The organism is Streptomyces sp. NPDC043870, from assembly GCF_056435785.1.
Map to the genome: position 1 here is coordinate 12,939 of NZ_JBWKDT010000035.1, position 19,973 is coordinate 32,911.

Sequence of the window (19,973 nt, forward strand, 5' to 3'; positions counted from 1 at the left end):
ACGGTCGAGACGGCGCCGAGGGCGAGCCCGGCTCTCAGCGCGTCGCCGCCGCGTCCGGCGTGTGCGGCGCCAGGGCCGGCGTCGGGACCGTCGGCGCAGTCGCCACCGCCGTCGACCCAGTCGCCACCGCCGTCGTCACCGCCGTCGTCACTGAGGCCGCCATCGCTGCCGTCGCCATCGCCGCCGTCGCTGCGAAACGTCGCAGGATCTCCTCACCCGCCGCGACCCCCCGCTCCGGGAGGACGGTGGCGTGCGGGGCGGACCAGCCGGTGTCGGCCAGTTCGCCGTGGCCGGGACGCCACGCGTGGTCCGCGGCCAGCAACAGATCGGCGTCGAGCAGGGAGTCTCCGGCGGCCAGGACGACCTCCGTGCCGGTGCGGCGGGCGAGTTCGTGGACCGCCGCGCTCTTGGTGAGGGGCTTCGGGACCGCGTAGATCTTGCGACCCTGGAGGGAGACCGTCCAGCCCCTGGGCTCCGCCCACGCGGCGAGTTCGTTCGTCCAGCCCACCGGCAGCAGCGCGCGGTCGACGACGAGGTACGCGAACAGGTCCTCGGCGACCCGCTCCTTCAGCACCCACGCCGGGTCGGCCGTCGCGAGCATATGGGCGCGGACCTCGGCGAGCGAGGCACACTCGTCCGCGAGCCGGCCCGCGACCACACGCTGCCAGTCGCGGTCGGAGACGCCGTCGACCAGCAGATGCCCGCCGTTCGCACAGATCGCGAACCGCGGGGCGGGCCCCGGCAGCTGGATCCTTCCGTACTGCTCGCGCGTCCGCGTCGTGGTCGGCACGAAGACGGAGGTACGGGCCAGCTCCGCGAGGAGCACGGCAGCGGTCTCCGTCATATAGGACAGCGGCTTGCTGTCGTACACCTCGACGCAGAGCAGCCTCGGGGCATCGGCATCGGGCATCGGCAGCTGCAGCGCCGCCGACGAGTAGATGAGCGTACGGTCGAGATCGCTGGCGATCAGGGCGGTCACGGGGCAGTCACCGCCTTGCCGTCCGCACCGGTCGCGCCGCGCGTGTACTGGGGGTGGATCAGCCCGACGCAGGTGTACGGGAGGTCGTCGACCTCCTCGACCGGCACGCCGCGCTGCTCTGCCAGCAGCCGTACGTGGTCGAGGTCGGCCGCCGCGCCCCGCTTGGCGAGGATCTTCCAGGGGACACGGCGCAGCAGGACGCGCGTGGTCTCGCCGACACCCGGCTTGACCAGGTTGACGTCGTTGATGCCGTACTCCTCGCTGATCCGCTCCACCGCGGCCCAGCCGGCCCAGGTCGGCGCCCGGTCCGCCGACAGCAGTTCCTTGACGTCCGCGTCGACGGCGTCGGCCACCTCGTCGAAACGGGCCGCCACGGTGTCGAGGAAGTGGCCCGACACATCGGCTCCGGCCAGCTCGCGGTAGTACTTCGCGCCGTGGAAGTCGTACGGACCGACCAGGTCGGCGCGTAGGACCGTACGCGAAATCAGCCCGGAGACCGTGGAGTTGAGGCAGGCGGAGGGGATGAGGAAGTCCTCGCGCGTGCCGTACGTACGGACGCAGCCGCCCGGGTCGGCGAGGACCGCGATCTCAGGGTCGAAGCCGTCGAACTCGCTGAGCGCGGCGGCCAGTTCGCGGGTGATGGCGCCCTTGCCCGTCCAGCCGTCGACGAACACGACATCGGCCGGGTTGTGGTGGGCGGCGAGCCAGCGCAGCGCGTTCGCATCGATGCCGCGGCCACGCACGATCGACACGGCGTAGTGGGGCAGGTCCAGGCCGTGGCGGTGCTGGGCCCAGCGGCGCATCAGGACGCCGACGGGGGTGCCGGCCCGGGCCAGCGAGGCGAGGACGGGTCGCGGGGACCGTTCGGCGAGCACGGTCTCGGTGACGGCGCCGACGGCACGGGCGATCCGGGCGGCCGACGTCTCCAGGGCGTCGTGGAACAGCGCCTGGTACCGGTCGCTGGGCTGGTACTCGACCGGCAGGGACTCGGCGTAGTGCGCGCCGCCGCTCTGTATCGCCTCTTCGCGCTCCTCGGTCGGCGCTTCGAGCGCGACGTCCGAGAGGTCCTGGAGCAGCCAGCCGACCTCCTCGGGGGCGTAGGAGGAGAAGTCGGGTCCGCGGAGCGGCTCGGGCAGCATCGAGGCCCTTTCGGCTACTTCGGCTACTTCGGCTACGTCGGGTGCTTGGGCTGGTTCGGTTGCGCACGAGGATTCGGGCACGTACGAGGATTCGGGCACGCAGGAGGATTCGGGTACGTACGAGGGGACGACGGCGAGCAGCACGTGCGGTATGTGCGCGCCGAGCTGCGCCAGCAGCCCGTCAGGGGCGTGCAGTGCGGCGGTGTCGGCGGCGGAGTCGACCACGGCGACCACCGCGTCGAAGCCGCCACCGGCGACGTTGTACGCGTACCGCTCGCCCGGTCCGTCGGCCGGGTCGTCGTGGGCCGGGAAGACCAGCCGGCTCCGTATCGCGTAGCCCGGGTCGTCCACGGCGAGCACCGGCGACCGGGTGGTCGTCGAATACCGCACCTCGGCCACGGCCCCGGCAGCCTTCTCCAGCGCCTGCGCGAGCCGCAGCGGCGCGTACATCAGCTCTTCGCACCCGAGCACGAGAACGCGCTGCCGCGCGGCGGTGCCCTGCTCTTCGGGACCGGCCGCCCGGGGAGCCTCCCCATGAACCGGCGAGCCGGGCGTCGCGTGGTCCGGCGCCGTGGCGCCGAGCGCCTCGGCGATACGCGCCGCCATGTCCGGCAGGGCCGCCTCCAGCTCGACGCGGTGCACCGGCGTGAAGCCGTGCCGCCCGCCGTCGGGAACTCCGGCCGGCCAGCCGAGGTCCACGCGCACGGCGGACGCCGCTGCGCCGGACCGCTCGGCCGCGCGCGGCGCGGCATCGCCCGGGCGGGACTCGGCGGCATCCCGGGCCGCGGCCGGAGCGGTGGCGCCCTCGGCCGCCGTCGCGGCCTCGTGCTCCGCCACCAGGCGCCGGCCCTTCTCCAGGACCCCCGCCGGCAGGCGCACCGTGCCCTCGGCCGTGGCCACCAGGTCGATCCGGGCGTCGATCTCCTTCGCGAAGGCCTCAATGCGGCCCAGATCGGCCGCCGAGCGCATGTCGACGAGGGCGACGATCACGTACCGCTTGCGCGGGTAGCGCTCGTGCAGGTCGCGGATCGTGTTCAGCACGGTGTTGCCCGTGGAGAACTCGTCGTCCACCAGGACCAGCGGACCCTCGCCCGCCAGCAGTTTCGGGTCCTCCGGGAGCAGGAGGTGCGAGGTGGCGTGGGAGTGCGACTCCTCGAAGCCACCGGCCTTGGCGAGGCCGTCGACGGGGCGCCGCGTCGAGTGCAGATAGGGCGCGAGGCCCAGCCCGTCGGCGACCGAGTGGCCGAGGCCGGTCGCGGTCTCCGCGTAGCCGAGGACCACGGCGCGCGCGGCCTCCTCATGCCCGAGCAGCTCGCGTACGCGCAGGCCGAGCGCGAACCCGTATCCGTACACGACGGCCGGGCTCTGCGGCACATGCTTGCCCAGTACATGCGACACCAGCAGGTGTGCCCGCTTCGGGTTGCGCCGCAGGGCCAGGCCCAGCAGCGACCTCAGCTCGCCGTCGGCACCGTCACCGTTTCCGACGAGCTCCACTCCCAGCCGCTGGGAAACCCAGCTACCCGACCACACCACTGCTTCGTATACCTCCGTCATCAGCCTGCCAGACCAGCGGTGAGCAGCTCCACAAAGCCCACGTCCTCACGAGCGACGCCGAACACCTCGGCGCGCAGCAGCGTGCGCTCCGCCCAGGCGCGGTGCGGCTTCACCTCGTTCATCTTGTTCGTGTACGCCGAACGCATCACCCCTCCTCCTCCCCGCTCGGGGCGAAGGATGTCCTGCGCGTCGCTGAACTCCTCATGACTGACCACTGACAGTGCGTGTACGGGCAGTACGTGGGAGGGGTGGATGCAGGTCTTGCCGAGCAGCCCGTTGGCGCGGTCCAGCTCGATCTCCCGCAGAAGTCCGTCCAGGTCGTGCTCGATCAGCGTGGTGCGCAGCTTCTCGGCCCGTACCTCGAGGAACGGGCTGCGCCGGAGCTGCGGTTTGAACATCCGCTCCTGGAGGCGGAAGTACTCCCAGACGGGGCCGGTGATGGTGAATCCGCTCCCGTCGGCGCGGCCGAGGACATTGACGACGTCCGCGATGACATGGGCGACGATCTTGACGTCGTACGCTGTCATGTCGGGCGAGCGGCGCAGTCCGTACGCCGAGCAGAAGTCGGTGACGCCGAGGCGGAGCGCGAGAATCCGCTCCCGGTGCCTGGCGACGGCGCGGGAGATGCCGGCGAGCGTCTCGGACCTGGACTCCAGGTGGAGCAGCTCCGGCGATTCGAGCACCGGCATCGCGTACAGCCGGCGGCCGGTCGCGGCCTCCGCGGCGCCGAGGGCCTCCAGGAACGGGGCGCCGCGCTCTTCGGTGAACTTGGGGAGTACGAATCCGGACAACAGCCGGACCGAGTCACCGAGACGCCGGACGAGGTCCTCGATCTGGCCGGATTCGCGCACCCGGATGAAGAGCAGCGGCACCTCGACGCCGCGCGCGTCGAGGTGGGCGAACTGGCGGACCAGGTTCTCCTCGGCGTCGGATACCTCGGCGTCGTCGATCGAATCCTCCAGGCAGAGCACCATGGAGACGACTCCGCGCGCGCCCTGCTTGATCACGTCGTCCGCGAGTCGCGGCCGGGTCGCCGGGCTGTAGAGCGTCGCTCCGAGCGCGCAGGCGAGCATCCGGGCAGGGGAGTCGGCATCGAATTCGGACGGCTCCTGGTAGAACAATTCCTTCCGGGCAGTGGTCGGGATATACCCGAAATGACGCATCTGAGTCCCCCGTACTGCCTGTGCGGCCCTGTCGTTTGGTGGCCGGTAATAGTACGTAGGGACAGGTGTCAAGAGTTCCCCAAGGGCATGAAATCCAGGTAACTCGTCCCCTTCGCGTCCCCGACACAGGCTGCCCCGTACCGGGCCGGGACATGCCCTGGCGCCCCCGCGTTGTCCGTGCGGGGCGTGGGAAGGCAGGATGACGGGCATGACGCACGCGATGCTGAAGGGCTCCAACGTTCCGCTCGGGGCGACCGCTGTCCGAGCCGTTCTGCGCTGGACCACCGGCGCCGGGGTCCCGGACGTGGACGCCTCCGCCCTGCTGCTCGGCTCCGACGGCCGTGTGCGCGCCGACGAGGACTTCGTCTTCTACAACCAGCCCCGCCACCCCTCCGGGCTGGTGCGGCTGCTGCCCAAGAAGCGTCTCGCCGATGGGCTCACCGACACCGTCCAGGCGGATGTCGGCTCGCTGGACGCCTCGGTCGACCAGGTGGTCATCGCGGCCTCCTCCGACGGCGGCACCTTCTCGGGCGTACCGGATCTGCGGATCATGCTGTACGACGCCGCGACGTCGGACGGCGAACCGCTGGCCGTGTTCGACGTCCGGCCGGAGACCGGCGAGGAGACCGCGATCATCTGCGGTGAGCTGTACCGGCGCGGAGAGGGCTGGAAGTTCCGCGCGGTGGGTCAGGGCTACCCGACCGGGCTGATCGGCCTGGCCACGGCCTTCGGCATCTCGGTGGACGACAGCACCCCGGCGGAGGAGCCGCCCGCCCGGCCCGAGACCCAGGCTCAGCCGCAGCCGCAAGCTCAGGCTCAGACCCAGGCCCAGGCCCAGGCCCAGCCACAGGCTCAGACCCAGCCGCAGGCACAGCCGCAGCCGGAGGCACAGCCCGGCTACGGCTACCCGCAGCCGGCCTCGCCCGCGACCCAGCCGGCCTACGGCTACCCCCAGCCCGCTTCTCCGGCGACGCGCCCCGCGTACGGCTATCCGCAGCCGGCGACGGCGCCCACCGCGGATCCGCAGCCCGCGTACGGCTACCCGCAGCCCGCCGCCGCGGCCGCCCCGGCGCCCGACCCGAACTTCCGGCTGCCCCCGATGGGTCCCCAGTTCATCCGGCAGTAGCGGCAGGCGGGCGGCTGCTCGGATCGACTGCTCAGATCGGCTGCTCAGATCTTGGTCTTGTAGCCGCGGCCCCACTGCAGTCCCCAGCCGTACAGCCGGTCCAGCTCGGCCTGGAAGCCGTACACGAACTTCACCTCACGGCGCACGATCAGCTCGCCCTTGACGTTCTCCACCATGAAGACGGCGCACGAGCGGGCCTGCGGGGCGCGCTCGTCCAGCTCGATCTCCACGCGCGGCCCGTTGCTCGGGTAGAGCGTCACCTTCGCGTGCGTACGGTCGAACGCCGGGGTCCGGTCGTAGATGTAGACGAAGAACAGCAGCCGCTTGACCGACTCACGGTGGTCGAGATTGACGAACAGCGTCTCGCCGGAGGGGGCGCCGAACCGGTCGTCGCCGCTGAGCCGCACGAAGGGCGGCTCATTGAGACTGCCGAAGAAGCTGCCCAGCGGCTGCACCACGCCCTTGCTGCCGTCCGTCAGCTCGTAGAGGCAGCCGAGGTCGAGGTCCACATTGACCACGCCCTGGGTGTGCGCCTGGACCACATCGGGCTTGAAGAGCTTGAAGGGGTGCCTCAGCAGCCGGCCGCTCTGCTTGGAGCGGCCCTCGATGTCGGACGTCCGCATCCGCCACGAGAGGTTGACCCGGAGGTTTCCGGTGGCGGCGCCCTGCTTGCTGAGCGAGACCTGGGGGTGCCTTCTGGTCAGCTGGATGGAGTTGGTCGAGGCACTGCCCGAGTCGAACTGCGCTGCCCTGCCGCGCCACAAACCGTCCCAGAAGGCCATGTCCCACCCCTGCCTGCGCCGGCCCCGCTAGGGCCGGTCCCGATACAACCGCGAGGGGCGGCCCGGAGGCCGGTGTGCCTCCTGGCCGCCCCGCTGAGAGCGTTCCTCAAACCCTGCGGCGTCACACTTCCTTCGCCGCGAGCTCCTTCTCCTCGGACTCTTCCGCCGCGAGCCGCCGGTTGCGCATCACCGACGAGAGGAAGGACCAGGCGATCAGCACGACGCCGATGAGACCGGTGATGATCTCGCTGATCTCGTGCTCGATGGTGACGAGCAGGATGACGGCGAGGGCGCCGATCGCGTAGTGCGCGCCGTGCTCCAGGTAGACGTAGTCGTCGAGGGTGCCCTGGCGGACCAGGTAGACCGTGAGCGACCGGACGTACATGGCGCCGATACCGAGGCCGAGCGCCATCCAGAAGATGTGGTTGGTGATGGCGAAGGCGCCGATCACGCCGTCGAAGGAGAACGACGCGTCCAGGACTTCCAGGTACAGGAAGAGGAAGAACGCCGCCCTGCCGGCCAGGCCGACCGCCGAGACCTGCTTGCCCTCGGCCTTGGCCTTCTCCTCCTCCTCGTGCTCGCGCTCCTCCTCTTCCTCCAGCTTGTTCTCGAAGTAGCCGGAGAGGCCGCCGACGATCAGATACGTGATCAGACCGGCGACGCCGGAGAGCAGCACGGTGGCGGACTTGTCCGCGTAGCCGGTGCTGGTGTGGGCGTGGGTCGCAAAGGTCATGGCGCTGATCAGCAGGGCGATCAGGGCGATGCAGACCGACAGCATGTCGATCTTGCCGAGCTTGGCGAGCGGGCGCTCCAGCCAGGCGAGCCACTTGATGTCCCGCTCCTCGAAGATGAAGTCGAGGAAGATCATCAGCAGGAACATGCCACCGAAGGCCGCGATGGCCGGGTGCGCGTCGGTGACCAGGGCCTCGTACTTCTCGGGCTCGTCCAGCGCGAGGTTCACGGCCTCGATGGGCCCGACCTTGGCACTGATGGCGACGATCGCGACGGGGAAGACCAGCCGCATACCGAATACCGCGATGAGCACGCCGACCGTGAGGAAGATCTTCTGCCAGTAGGCATTCATCTTCTTCAGGATTCCGGCGTTGACGACCGCGTTGTCGAACGACAACGAGATCTCGAGGACCGACAGGATCAGGACGATCCCGAACGCCTCCCACCCCCACTGCCAGGCGGCGAATGCAAGGCCGATCGCTGTAATGGCGAACGACCAGCCGAATGTTCTCAGGACCACTGCCTATCCCATCGGTTGTACGGGCCCCGCCGTAGCGGGTCTCCCCCGTGCCGCACGCGGCTCCACGCTGATGTCTCCCGGGGGGCGACCCCCGGACCCCCAGCACAAGACCCTGAGGGCGGGCCCGGACTTGGACCGGGCCGGAGCAATGTTTTAGGAAACATTGACTCCGAAGTCTAGAGCGATGCCCCGGAGCCCCGACGCGTACCCCTGCCCTACGGCCCGGAACTTCCATTCGCCGCCGTAGCGGTACAGCTCGCCGAAGATCATCGCGGTTTCGGTCGAGGCGTCCTCGCTCAGGTCGTAGCGGGCGAGCTCCTGGCCGTCCGCCTGGTTGACCACGCGGATGAAGGCATTGCTGACCTGGCCGAACGTCTGGCCACGGTTGTCGGCATCGTGGATCGAGACCGGGAAGGTGATCTTGTCGCAGTGGGCTGGCACCTTGGAGAGGTCCACGATGAGCGACTCGTCGTCCCCCTCGCCCTCGCCGGTGAGGTTGTCACCGGTGTGCTCGACCGAACCCTCCGGGCTCGTCAGATTGTTGTAGAACACGAAATACTCGTCACCGAGCACCTGCCCCGACTGGCAGAGCAGCGCGCTGGCGTCGAGGTCGAAGGGTGCTCCGGTGGTGGAGCGTGCGTCCCAGCCGAGCCCGACGAGGACCTGGGTGAGGTTAGGTGCGGCCTTGGAGAGGGAGACGTTGCCTCCCTTGGCGAGCGTGACGCCCATGACGGTGAGTCCTCCCCTGGATGTACGGAACTACAGGCGCGTCCGGCGCCGCACGGATGGTGTGCGGCGCCGGACACTGAGGTGATGTCGGCTCAGACGTTGACGCCGAAGTCCTGCGCGATGCCGCGCAGACCCGAGGCGTACCCCTGGCCGATGGCGCGGAACTTCCACTCCGCTCCGTTGCGGTACAGCTCACCGAAGACCATGGCGGTCTCGGTCGAGGCGTCCTCGCTCAGGTCGTACCGGGCGAGCTCCTCGCCGTTGGCCTGGTTCACGACGCGGATGAACGCGTTGCGCACCTGGCCGAAGGACTGCTGGCGGGTCTCGGCGTCGTAGATCGAGACGGGGAACACGATCTTCTGGACGTCGGCCGGGACTCCGCTCAGATTCACCTTGATCTGCTCGTCGTCGCCCTCGCCCTCACCGGTGAGGTTGTCACCGGTGTGCTCGACCGAGCCGTCGGGGCTCTTCAGGTTGTTGAAGAAGACGAAGTTGCCGTCGGCGGTGACCTTGCCCTCGGCGTTGGCCAGCAGGGCGCTGGCGTCGAGGTCGAAGTCGGTACCGGTGGTGGTACGGACGTCCCAGCCGAGACCGACGGTGACCGCGGTCAGGTTGGGGGCGGCCTTGGTCAGCGAGACGTTGCCGCCCTTGCTGAGGCTGACTCCCACGAGTCCTCCCATATGGTTTTCAGGGGCAGCGCCCCCGTCGTGCGTTGGCATTCGGATCAACGACTGGATCCTAGTGACCGGTTCCCGGACGAAACAGTCTTTCGGCCGGGGGTTCCGGGGGGTGTCCCCCGGACAAGCACAGCGGCCGGGGGTTCCGGGTGGGTGTCCCCCGGACAAGCACTGCGGCCCGGGGCCGGGGAGTCACAGAGTGTCGAGGGCCTTGACGTAATCGGTCAGGTCCCGCGCGTCGGGCAGGGCGTTGACCACGGTCCAGCGCACCACGCCCTCCTTGTCGATGATGAAGGTGCCGCGCACCGCGCAGCCCTTGTCCTCGGCGAAGACTCCGTACGCCCGCGAGACCTCGCCGTGCGGCCAGAAGTCCGACAGCAGCGGGTACTCCAGGCCTTCCTGTTCCGCGAAGACCCGCAGGGTGTGGATGGAGTCGCTGGAGACGGCGAGCAGCTGGGTGTCGCCGTTGACGAACCGCGGCAGCTCGTCGCGCAGTGCGCAGAGCTCACCGGTGCACACGCCCGTGAAGGCGAAGGGGTAGAAGAGGAGCACCACGTTCTTCTCACCACGGAACTCGGCGAGGGTCACCGTCCGCCCGTGGTTGTCCTTCAGCTCGAAGTCCGGGGCCAAGGTGCCGACCTCGATCGCCATGACTCACGCATCCCTTCACTGGCCGCTCCGGCACCGGTCCGTGCCGGTGGCGTCCACCCTACGCACAAGGCCCCCGCCGACGGTCGTCGGCGGGGGCCCTCTACAGCTGCGCCTCAGCGCTTGGACTTGGGCGTGACCAGCCTGCTGCCGGTCCAGTCCTTGCCCGCATTGATGCTCTTGGTCTGCGACAGGCCCGCCGTCTGGGAGGCCTCGTTGATGTCGCTGGGCTCGACGTAGCCGTCACGGCCGGTCTTCGGCGTCAGCAGCCAGACCGTTCCGCCGTCGTCGACCAGACCGATGGCGTCCACGAGTGCGTCCGTAAGGTCGCCGTCCTCGTCGCGGAACCAGAGCAGGACGACGTCCGCGACGTCGTCGTAGTCCTCGTCGACGATTTCCTGGCCGATCACGGCCTCAATGCCCTCACGGAGCTCGTGCTCGACGTCATCGTCGTAGCCGATCTCCTGGACCACCTGTCCGGGCTCGAACCCCAGCCTCGCCGCCGGGTTGGTCCGCTCCTCCGCGTGGTCCGCGGTCGCGCTCACGGCTTGCCTCCTGATCTTGTTTCGGAAAATGCTTCAGCCGCGCGCGTACGCGAGGCATTGGCCGTAGTCCACACGGGCGGGACGGATCGCGCAAGTACCCGGCCGTTGAGACCGCCGAAACGGTGACGTTTACGGCCGTCTCGCCGCAACTACCGGCCGGGGCTCCGTCCGCCCTGGTGAGATCCACTCACCCCTTCGCCACCTTTGTACGCTTCCGAGCCCGCGGTCCGCCAATCGGGGGTGGTTGGTTACCGTTCGGTAGAGATGACGTTTTGCTCCCCGGGGGTACACGATGGTGACCGGCGAAACGACACAGCAACCGACCAGCGAGGGAAAAGCGTGGCTTCCGGATCCGATCGCAACCCGATCATCATTGGCGGCCTTCCGAGCCAGGTCCCGGATTTCGATCCGGAGGAGACCCGGGAATGGCTCGACTCGCTCGACGCCGCCGTGGACGAGCGCGGCCGTGAGCGCGCCCGCTACCTCATGCTGCGTCTGATCGAGAGGGCTCGCGAGAAGCGCGTGGCCGTGCCCGAGATGCGCAGCACGGACTACGTGAACACCATCGCGACCAAGGACGAGCCGTTCTTCCCCGGCAACGAGGAGATCGAGCGCAAGGTCCTCAACGCGACCCGCTGGAACGCCGCGGTGATGGTGTCGCGCGCACAGCGCCCCGGAATCGGCGTCGGCGGGCACATCGCCACCTTCGCCTCCTCCGCCTCCCTCTACGACGTGGGCTTCAACCACTTCTTCCGCGGCAAGGACGAGGGCGACGGCGGCGACCAGATCTTCTTCCAGGGCCACGCCTCGCCCGGTATCTACGCGCGGGCGTTCCTCCTGGACCGGCTGGGCGAGACGCAGCTCGACGCCTTCCGCCAGGAGAAGTCGAAGTACCCGAACGGTCTGTCGTCGTACCCCCACCCGCGGCTGATGCCGGGATTCTGGGAGTTCCCGACCGTGTCGATGGGCCTCGGCCCGCTCGGCGCGATCTTCCAGGCCCGGATGAACCGCTACATGGAGGCGCGCGGGATCGCGGACACCTCCGCGTCGCACGTCTGGGCCTTCCTCGGCGACGGCGAGATGGACGAGCCCGAGTCGCTGGGCCAGCTGTCCATCGCCGCCCGTGAGGGCCTGGACAATCTGACCTTCGTGGTCAACTGCAACCTGCAGCGCCTCGACGGCCCGGTGCGCGGCAACGGCAAGATCATCCAGGAGCTGGAGTCGCAGTTCCGCGGTGCCGGCTGGAATGTGATCAAGCTGGTCTGGGACCGCTCCTGGGACCCGCTGCTCGCGCAGGACCGCGACGGCATCCTGGTCAACAAGCTGAACACGACGCCGGACGGTCAGTTCCAGACGTACGCGACCGAGACGGGTGCCTACATCCGTCAGCACTTCTTCGGCGACGACCACCGGCTGCGCGCCATGGTCGACGGCATGACCGACCACCAGATCCTGATGCTGGGACGCGGCGGCCACGACCACAAGAAGATCTACGCGGCGTACTCGGCGGCCCGCGCCCACAAGGGCCAGCCGACCGTGATCCTCGCCCAGACCGTCAAGGGCTGGACGCTCGGTCCGAACTTCGAGGGCCGCAACGCGACCCACCAGATGAAGAAGCTGACGGTCGACGACCTCAAGGGCTTCCGCGACCGGCTGCGGCTGCCGATCACCGACAAGCAGCTCGAGGACGGCCCGCCGCCGTACTACCACCCGGGCCGCGACTCGGAGGAGATCCAGTACATGCACGACCGCCGCAAGGCGCTGGGCGGGTACGTCCCGACCCGGGTCGTGCGGTCGAAGCCGCTGGTCCTGCCGGACGAGAAGACGTACGCGGCTGTGAAGAAGGGTTCCGGTCAGCAGTCGATCGCCACCACCATGGCGTTCGTCCGGCTGCTGAAGGACCTGATGCGGGACAAGGAGATCGGCAGGCGGTTCGTGCTGATCGCGCCGGACGAGTACCGCACGTTCGGAATGGACTCGTTCTTCCCGAGCGCGAAGATCTACAACCCGCTGGGCCAGCAGTACGAGGCAGTGGACCGTGACCTGCTGCTCGCGTACAAGGAGTCCCCGACCGGTCAGATGCTGCACGACGGCATCTCCGAGGCGGGCTGCACGGCCTCGCTGATCGCCGCCGGCTCGGCGTACGCGACGCACGGCGAGCCGCTGATCCCGGTCTACGTCTTCTATTCGATGTTCGGTTTCCAGCGGACCGGCGACCAGTTCTGGCAGATGGCCGACCAGCTGGCGCGCGGTTTCGTGCTGGGTGCGACCGCGGGACGTACGACCCTGACCGGTGAGGGTCTGCAGCACGCGGACGGCCACTCGCAGCTGCTGGCCTCCACGAACCCCGGCTGTGTCGCCTACGACCCGGCCTTCGGCTTCGAGATCGCCCACATCGTCAAGGACGGTCTGCGGCGGATGTACGGCTCCGACGACGAGCACCCGCACGGCGAGGACGTCTTCTACTACCTGACCGTCTACAACGAGCCGATCCAGCATCCCGCGGAGCCGGCGGACGTGGACGCCGAGGGCATCCTCAAGGGCATCCACCGCTTCAAGGCGGGCGAGGCCGGTGCGGTCCCGGCGCAGATCCTGGCGTCCGGTGTCGCGGTGCCGTGGGCGCTCGAGGCCCAGAAGATGCTCGCCGAAGAGTGGAACGTACGGGCCGACGTGTGGTCGGCGACGTCCTGGAACGAACTGCGGCGCGACGCCGTCGCGGCGGAGGAGCACAACCTGCTCCACCCGGAGGAGGAGCAGCGCGTCCCGTACGTGACGCAGAAGCTCAGCAGCGCGGAGGGCCCGTTCGTGGCCGTCTCCGACTGGATGCGGTCGGTGCCGGATCAGATCTCCCGCTGGGTGCCGGGCCGCTACAGCTCGCTGGGCGCGGACGGCTTCGGCTTCGCGGACACCCGCGGTGCTGCGCGCCGTTACTTCCACATCGACGCGCAGTCGATCGTGCTGGCGGTGCTCACCGAGCTCGCCAAGGACGGCAAGGTCGACCGCTCCGTGCTGAAGCAGGCGGTGGACCGCTACCAGCTGCTGGACGTGGCGGCGGCCGACCCGGGTGCGGCGGGCGGAGACGCGTAGCTTCACGCGCGGGGGGACTTCGTCCCCCCGCGCACCTTTACGATGCGCCCCATGAAGGAACGAACGGCCCAGGTCCGCTGGGAAGCGCGTACGCAGGGGCCACTGATCGTGCTCGCCGTGGTGTTCGGCGTCGCGTACGCCGTGCCGATCGTGGCGCCCGACGCACAGCGCTGGGTGCATCAGGTCTGCATCGTCGTGGAGTGGGTGGTGTGGGGCGCGTTCGCCTTCGACTACGTCGTACGGCTGACGCTGGCGCCGTACAAGCGGCTGTTCGTCCGGAAGCATCCGCTGGATCTGCTGGCGGTGCTCCTCCCGCTGGTGCAGCCGCTGCGGTTGCTGCGGGTGGTCTCGACGCTGCTGCTGGTGGGGCGGCGGGCCCGGATGGCGCCGCAGATCACTCTGACCACCTATGTGGCGGGGGCGGTGGTCGGGCTGATGATGTTCGGCTCGCTCGCGGTGCTGCATGTCGAACGGGACGCGCCCGACGGGAACATCAAGACGCTGGGTGACGCCGTGTGGTGGTCGTTCACCACGATGACGACGGTGGGATACGGGGACCACGCACCGACGACGGGCCTCGGGCGGGTGCTCGCGGTCGGGCTGATGCTGTCCGGGATCGCCCTGCTCGGTGTGGTGACGGCGAACATCGCGGCCTGGTTCATCTCCCGCTTCGAGCTCGACAACGCCGAGGAGCGCCGGCAGACGGCGCTCCTCGAAGCCCTGACCAGGGAGGTCCAGGAGCTGCGGGCGGAGGTGGCGCAACTGTCGGGAGCGACGCGCGCCGTGCCCGACATGCCCGGGCAGGCCCCTACGTCTCCCACAGCTTGAACGCCCGCACCTTGTACGGGGATTGCGGCACCCAGGTGCCGCCGCCCGGGTACGTGTCGAACTCGCCGGTCTCCGCACACTCCGCCGACTGGTAGGTGGTGACGGGCCGTCCGGTGCGGTTGGCGAGGGCCTGGGCGGTGGTGCCGGCGGGGAGCAGGACGCAGGACTCGATGTCGAGCCCGGACAGGTCGTACACGTGCCTGGTCCCCTCGAAGTCGGGCTCCTGCCAGAGGCACAGCTCGCCGGGGCCGCAGGCGCCGGGCGCGGGCCGGGGCGCGGCGGAGGCGGTGGGCGCCAGAAGGGCGGTCGCGGCCAGGGCGGCGGCGAGGACGGTCGTACGCATGGTGGATCAACCCCCGTGTCGTCGTGGATCACTTACCCGCAACCCTGACCGGTGGTGACGGGGACGCGGAAGGGCTGCCGTGGACGGTCACCCGGATAGGCGACAGCCCCGCCGGAGGCATCCGGCGGGACTGTCGCACCACGCGATTGACGTCAGATGTGGGCCGCGCCCGCACCTGCGTCCGCGTTCTCACCGCGCTTGGTGAAGAGAGCGACCCCGGCGGCCAGCACCGCGACGATTCCGGCGACGGTGAAGGCCATGTGCATCCCCGAAATGAAGGTGTCGTGCGCGACTTCGGTGATCTGCGCGGCGACCGGCTTCGGGGTCTGAGGGGCGACCGGGGCCATCCCGACCTCGACCGCTTCCTTCGCCTTGGCGAGCTGCTCGGGCGGGAGCGGCGGAAGCTTCGCGTCCGCCCAGTTCCCGGCGAGGTCGGAGCCGACCCTGGCCGACATGACCGCGCCGAGCACCGCCGTACCGAGGCTGCCGCCGACCTGCATGGCGGCCTGCTGCAGACCGCCGGCCACACCGGACAGCTCCAGCGGCGCGTTGCCGACGATGACTTCGGTGGCGCCGACCATGACCGGCGCGAGGCCGAGACCGAGGAGGGCCAGCCAGACGGACATCGGCAGCGTGCCGGTGTCCGCCGAAAGAGTGGTCATGCCGAACATCGCGACGGTCGTGCACACCATGCCGCCGACCAGCGGGATGCGCGGGCCGAACTTGGTGATGAGCGCTCCGGCGAGCGGCGACGAGACGATCATCATCGCGGTGAGCGGCAGCAGATGCAGACCGCTGTCGACGGCGCTCATGCCGTGCACGTTCGCCAGATAGAAGGTGACGAAGAACAGGCCGCCCATGAAGGCGAAGGCCATCAGCACCATCAGCACCGTGCCCGCGGAGACCGGGACGGAGCGGAACAGCCGCAGCGGGATGAGCGGCTCCCCGACCTTGCTCTCCCAGACGGCGAACAGCGCGAAGAGGACCAGCGCCCCGGCGAGCCAGCCCAGGGTGCTCACCGAGCCCCAGCCCCACTCTCCGGCCTTGATGAGCGGCCAGATCAGGGCGAACATCGCGCCGGACAGCAGCACGATGCCGGGGATGTCGAAGGACCTCGGCACGTTCTCGGCGCGGTGGTCCTTGAGGATGACCAGTCCGAGGACCAGCGCGACGACGCCGACCGGCACGTTGATGAAGAAGACGGACTGCCAGCTGACGTGCTCGACGAGCACGCCGCCGAGGATCGGGCCGCCGGCCGTGGAGGCGCCGATGACCATGCCCCAGATGCCGATCGCCATGTTCAGCTTCTCGGCGGGGAACGTGGCGCGCAGCAGGCCGAGCGCGGCCGGCATCAGCAGGGCGCCGAAGAGGCCCTGGAGCACGCGGAAGGTGACCACCAGAGCGATGGAGTCGGAGAGGCCGATGGCCCCGGAGGCGAGGGCGAAGCCCGAGACGCCGATGAGGAAGGTCTGGCGGTGGCCGAAGCGGTCACCGAGCTTGCCGGCGGTGATCAGCGCGACTGCGAGCGCCAGCAGATAACCGTTGGTGATCCACTGGACATCGGCGAGCGAGGCGCCCAGGTCCTTCTGGATGGCCGGGTTGGCGATCGCGACGATCGTGCCGTCCAGCGCGACCATCATCACGCCGATGGCCACGGCGAAGAGCGTCAGCCAGGGGTGGCCGCGGAGCCCCTTGGCCGGCGCCGGTACGGGACCGTGGTCCGCCGGCGCCTTTTCGACGGTGGTCTGACTAGTCATGCGTTCCAAGCTAATGTCAGCGACTGACAGTTGACAAAGCATTTCATGAGTCGGTAACTGTCATGTAGCTCACAGGTACGCTGAGCTGGGAAAAGCGGCGCAATGACAGCAGAGAGAAGGCCGAGAGGTGACGGGAACCGGACTGCGTGAGCTGAAGAAGCAGCGCACCCGCGACGCCCTGCTGCGCGCCGCGCTCGAGCTCTTCACGACACAGGGGTACGAGCACACCACCGTCGACGAGATCGCCGACGCCGTCGAGGTCTCCCAGCGGACCTTCTTCCGGTACTTCGCCAACAAGGAAGAGGCCGCCTTCGCCGTCCAGGAGATGGTCGAGTCCCACTTCGTGGCGGCCCTGCGCGAACGGCCGGCCGAGGAGGGCCCGTTCGCGGCGATGCGCAACTCGGTGCGGACCGCCTGGGACAACCTCGGCGAGGCCATCGAGGCGGTCGTCCCCGTCGATCTGTACATGCGGACGTACCGGATGATCGAGTCGACGCCCGCACTGCTCGCCGTCCATCTGCGCCGCTCCGCGGAGCTGGACGAGGAGGTCGCCCGGCTGATCGCCGACCGCGAGGGCCTCGACGTGGACTCCGACCCCCGGCCGCGGGTCGCCGTCGCCGCGTTCACCGGAGTGATGCGGGTGACCGGCCGGCTCTGGGGGCAGGGCGAGGACCCCAGCATGGACGCCATCCGGGAACTGACCGAGAGCTACCTCGACCACCTGGCTCCCGCGCTCGCCGCGGACTGGCGTTCATCAGCCGCCCGTTCGACGACTCCGGGCACACCAGAGCGTACGACCGGCGCACACGGAAAGTAGCCACACGCCCCTCTCCGCCCCTCGGGCGCGTGATCTCTCTCACGGTCTTCGCGAGCGTCCCCGAGCGGCCCCTAGGCTGTCCCCCCAGTGACTGCTTTCGACTCCTCCCCCACACTGAACGTCTGGCGCGCCCTCCTCGCTCTTGCCGTCGTCTTCGTGCTGCTGGCCACCACCGGCTGGACCGCCGTACGACATCAGCGCGGTCCCGGCGAACCCAGAGACGTCGCACTCGCCGCCTGGGACCACGCCCGGATAGGCACTCGGGCGCTGCCCGACCCCGACTCGCCGCCCGCTCTGCTGGCCGGATTCTTCGCGTCCATCAGCAAGCGGCAGGCGGCCGCGCTGGCGGACCGTCACCCGCTCGTGGTGGGCAACCTCAACGGCGCCCCGGTCACACTGCGCTACCGGGCCAACCGCGTCGCGCTCGCCCAGGCGCGCCAGGTGGAGCAGTCGCGGATGCACGACAGCAGGCTCTCCACGGACGGCCGCCTCGAGGCGGGCCGGCGGATGCACCGGTACGAGTCGCTACTGAGCCCGGGCCGGCAGATCCTCGCCTTCGACCCGTCCGGCAAGGGCCGGGTCGCCGAGGTCTTCGGCAGTCTCGACCGCGCCCAGCGGGTCTCGGTGATCGTCCCGGGCGTCGACACCACTCTCCTGACGTTCGAGAAGACCCGGCGCAAGTACACGGCCCCGGTGGGCATGGCGCAGTCGCTGTACGCCGCGGAGCAGGCCGCCGCGCCCTCCATCAGTACCGCGGTCATCGCCTGGGCCGACTACACCTCGCCGGCCGGGATCGGGCTGGACGCCTCGACCGGACGGCTCGCCGCGAACGGCGCCGAACGGCTGGTGGCACTGACCTCGGCGCTGCCCGGCCGCGACACGAAGGTGTCGTTGTTCTGCCACAGCTACGGCTCCGTGGTGTGCGGGGTCGCCGCCCGTGAACTGCCCGGCCGCGTCGCCGACATGGCCGTCGCCGGCAGCCCCGGCATGCGCGCCGAGAGCGCGGCCCAGCTGCGGACGAAAGCGCGCGTCTGGGCGATGCGGGACAGCGACGACTGGATCCAGGACGTGCCGAATCTGAACGTCGGCGGGCTCGGCCACGGCCCCGATCCGATGGCTCCGGACTTCGGCGCGCGGGTGCTTTCGGCGGCGGGCGCGGTCGGGCACACCGGCTATTTCGAGCCGGGTACCGAAAGCCTCAGCAACTTCGCCGAGATAGGCATCGGTTCGTACCGGAAGGTCAGCTGCGCGGACGGCAACAGCGCGTGTCGCAGTGGAATTTACGGTGCGGAAGAGGTCTGACGCGCGTAGAGGACGGAAGCGGGGCGCATACGTCCGCTTTGCGCTCGGGGGCGACGCGCGGGCGCACGCCGCATACGATGAGGCGCATGGGTGATGTGCTGGCCGGAATTCATGCCGACTGGGAGTTCGAACCGGACGCCGTACTCATCCGCTTCACACGGGGGAACCGCGGCACACCGAAGCTGTTCCAGACGCTGGGCGAACGGCGCATCCCCCTCGAAGCGCTGGAGTCGGTGACCCTCTCCCCCGGCAAACGCGGCACGGTGGTGCTGCACGCGGTGCCGAGACCGGGCGCCGATCCGCTGATGGACGCGGCCGCGGGGCAGCTCAAGGAGGGCTGCGACCCGTACCGGCTGGTGCTGCCGGCGGACCGCGAGACGCTCGCCGAGTACTACGCGGACGAACTGCGCGCGATGCTCCCGGAACCGGGTCCTGAGCCCGCCGGGAAGTATCTGGTGTCTTCGGTCGCGGCGCCGCTGCAGTTCAAGGCGTACGACGGGAAGGCCACGTTCGACGGGGACAAGGTGTCGTTCCGCTGGTCGTGGAGCGGCGCGTCCACCGCCAAGTGGAAGGCGGGCGACCAGAGTTTCCCGGTCGCCGAGCTGAGCGGGGTCGAGTGGCGCTCCCCCGACGTCTTCGACGGCTACCTGCGACTGCTGCCGCGCGCCGGCTCCAGGTCGGGGTCCGGGTCCGCCGACCAGCCCGCCCAGGCCGACCAGGACCCGACCGCGGTCGTCTTCGGCCTGGGCTACGGCCCGGTGCACGAGTCCCTCCCCTTCGCCGCGGCGGTCCTCGAAGCGGTCCGCGGCTCGTCCCCCGCGCTCCCTCCGTCCCCGCACCCGCCCGGGTCGGTCGCGCACGACCCCGCGGGGGTCGCTGAGCGGATACGTCATCTGGGAGAGCTGCACAGTGCGGGGCTGGTGACGGACGAGGAGTTCCGTACGAAGAAGGCGGAGCTGCTGGCGGAACTGTAGGGGGATCTTTCCGGGGGCTGACGCCCCCGAACCCCCTTGGGCGCCGGGGCGCTTGAGACGAAGGTGACCGGGGGCGGGCAACCGGGGGCGGGGCGGCCGCCGTCGGGACGTGCGGGGGTGACCGGGGCGGGCCGGTTGCCGTCAGGGCGTGCGGGGTGACCGGGGGCGGGGCAGCCGCCGTCGGAGCCCGGCCGCCGGGTCGCAGCCGGCCGAGGACCTCATACCCGGGTATGACATCGCGCCCGGCTCCACGGTATGACGCCGCCGTACC

The 19,973-nt window shown here is 69.8% G+C and carries 17 protein-coding genes; 6 read left to right on the forward strand and 11 right to left on the reverse strand.

Annotated elements, in window-relative coordinates; all coding sequences use genetic code 11:
• Positions 1 to 34 precede the first annotated feature (34 nt).
• The 3 genes from AC0699_RS30905 to AC0699_RS30915 are packed head-to-tail and all read right to left on the reverse strand — an operon-like array spanning position 35 to position 4,835.
• On the reverse strand, positions 35 to 979 hold the full coding sequence (locus AC0699_RS30905; protein ID WP_478667037.1) for an HAD family hydrolase: 945 nt from the start codon (positions 977 to 979) through the stop codon (positions 35 to 37).
• Positions 976 to 3,672, reverse strand: a complete 2,697-nt coding sequence (locus AC0699_RS30910; RefSeq protein WP_478667039.1) for a phosphoribosyltransferase — start codon at positions 3,670 to 3,672, stop codon at positions 976 to 978. The genes AC0699_RS30905 and AC0699_RS30910 overlap by 4 nt, the downstream gene beginning before the upstream one ends.
• Positions 3,672 to 4,835 (reverse strand): HpcH/HpaI aldolase/citrate lyase family protein, encoded by a 1,164-nt coding sequence (locus AC0699_RS30915; RefSeq protein WP_478667041.1) that lies wholly within the window; start codon positions 4,833 to 4,835, stop codon positions 3,672 to 3,674. Before AC0699_RS30915 ends, AC0699_RS30910 begins: the two co-directional genes overlap by 1 nt.
• A gap of 208 nt (positions 4,836 to 5,043) precedes the next feature.
• Between AC0699_RS30915 and AC0699_RS30920 the strand changes: the two genes are divergently transcribed.
• Positions 5,044 to 5,961, forward strand: coding sequence for a TerD family protein (locus AC0699_RS30920; RefSeq protein ID WP_478667043.1), 918 nt, complete (start codon positions 5,044 to 5,046; stop codon positions 5,959 to 5,961).
• A gap of 44 nt (positions 5,962 to 6,005) precedes the next feature.
• On the opposite strand, the gene AC0699_RS30925 is transcribed toward AC0699_RS30920, so the two are convergent.
• The 6 genes from AC0699_RS30925 to AC0699_RS30950 all read right to left on the reverse strand — a co-directional run bounded on the left by AC0699_RS30925 (position 6,006) and on the right by AC0699_RS30950 (position 10,594).
• A complete protein-coding gene (locus tag AC0699_RS30925) occupies positions 6,006 to 6,743 on the reverse strand; it encodes a TerD family protein (RefSeq protein ID WP_478667045.1) in 738 nt (245 codons plus the stop codon).
• A 121-nt stretch (positions 6,744 to 6,864) separates the two neighbouring features.
• Positions 6,865 to 7,995, reverse strand: a complete 1,131-nt coding sequence (locus tag AC0699_RS30930) for a DUF475 domain-containing protein (protein ID WP_478667047.1) — start codon at positions 7,993 to 7,995, stop codon at positions 6,865 to 6,867.
• A gap of 153 nt (positions 7,996 to 8,148) precedes the next feature.
• Positions 8,149 to 8,724 (reverse strand): TerD family protein, encoded by a 576-nt coding sequence (locus AC0699_RS30935; RefSeq protein ID WP_478667049.1) that lies wholly within the window; start codon positions 8,722 to 8,724, stop codon positions 8,149 to 8,151.
• A 92-nt stretch (positions 8,725 to 8,816) separates the two neighbouring features.
• Positions 8,817 to 9,392 (reverse strand): TerD family protein, encoded by a 576-nt coding sequence (locus AC0699_RS30940; RefSeq protein WP_469768557.1) that lies wholly within the window; start codon positions 9,390 to 9,392, stop codon positions 8,817 to 8,819.
• A gap of 201 nt (positions 9,393 to 9,593) precedes the next feature.
• Positions 9,594 to 10,052: a peroxiredoxin gene (locus AC0699_RS30945; protein ID WP_478667051.1), complete on the reverse strand. Its 459-nt coding sequence runs from the start codon at positions 10,050 to 10,052 to the stop codon at positions 9,594 to 9,596.
• A 113-nt stretch (positions 10,053 to 10,165) separates the two neighbouring features.
• Positions 10,166 to 10,594: a DUF3052 domain-containing protein gene (locus tag AC0699_RS30950; RefSeq protein WP_453658658.1), complete on the reverse strand. Its 429-nt coding sequence runs from the start codon at positions 10,592 to 10,594 to the stop codon at positions 10,166 to 10,168.
• Positions 10,595 to 10,933: 339 nt separating this feature from the next.
• Here AC0699_RS30950 and aceE point away from each other — a divergent pair, with 339 nt between their 5' ends.
• Positions 10,934 to 13,681: a pyruvate dehydrogenase (acetyl-transferring), homodimeric type gene (gene aceE, locus AC0699_RS30955; protein WP_478667053.1), complete on the forward strand. Its 2,748-nt coding sequence runs from the start codon at positions 10,934 to 10,936 to the stop codon at positions 13,679 to 13,681.
• Between the two features lie 51 nt (positions 13,682 to 13,732).
• Positions 13,733 to 14,509 (forward strand): potassium channel family protein, encoded by a 777-nt coding sequence (locus tag AC0699_RS30960; RefSeq protein ID WP_478667055.1) that lies wholly within the window; start codon positions 13,733 to 13,735, stop codon positions 14,507 to 14,509.
• On the opposite strand, the gene AC0699_RS30965 is transcribed toward AC0699_RS30960, so the two are convergent.
• Both AC0699_RS30965 and AC0699_RS30970 read right to left on the reverse strand, forming a co-directional pair.
• Positions 14,490 to 14,852 carry a peptidase inhibitor family I36 protein gene (locus AC0699_RS30965; protein WP_478667057.1) on the reverse strand — a complete coding sequence of 121 codons (363 nt, stop codon included), beginning with the start codon at positions 14,850 to 14,852 and terminating at the stop codon, positions 14,490 to 14,492. The two genes, AC0699_RS30960 and AC0699_RS30965, sit on opposite strands and share 20 nt — an antisense overlap.
• Positions 14,853 to 15,004: 152 nt before the next feature.
• The gene (locus tag AC0699_RS30970) at positions 15,005 to 16,609 is read right to left on the reverse strand and encodes an MFS transporter (protein ID WP_478667059.1); all 1,605 of its coding nucleotides are present in this window, start codon (positions 16,607 to 16,609) and stop codon (positions 15,005 to 15,007) included.
• Positions 16,610 to 16,736: 127 nt separating this feature from the next.
• Here AC0699_RS30970 and AC0699_RS30975 point away from each other — a divergent pair, with 127 nt between their 5' ends.
• The 3 genes from AC0699_RS30975 (at position 16,737) to AC0699_RS30985 (ending at position 19,702) form a co-directional block, all read left to right on the forward strand.
• Complete coding sequence (locus AC0699_RS30975; RefSeq protein WP_478667061.1) at positions 16,737 to 17,426, forward strand: TetR/AcrR family transcriptional regulator; 690 nt, start codon at positions 16,737 to 16,739, stop codon at positions 17,424 to 17,426.
• Between the two features lie 87 nt (positions 17,427 to 17,513).
• The gene (locus AC0699_RS30980) at positions 17,514 to 18,728 is read left to right on the forward strand and encodes an alpha/beta hydrolase (protein ID WP_478667063.1); all 1,215 of its coding nucleotides are present in this window, start codon (positions 17,514 to 17,516) and stop codon (positions 18,726 to 18,728) included.
• Positions 18,729 to 18,814: 86 nt separating this feature from the next.
• Positions 18,815 to 19,702, forward strand: coding sequence for a DUF4429 domain-containing protein (locus tag AC0699_RS30985; RefSeq protein ID WP_478667065.1), 888 nt, complete (start codon positions 18,815 to 18,817; stop codon positions 19,700 to 19,702).
• Positions 19,703 to 19,973 lie beyond the last annotated feature (271 nt).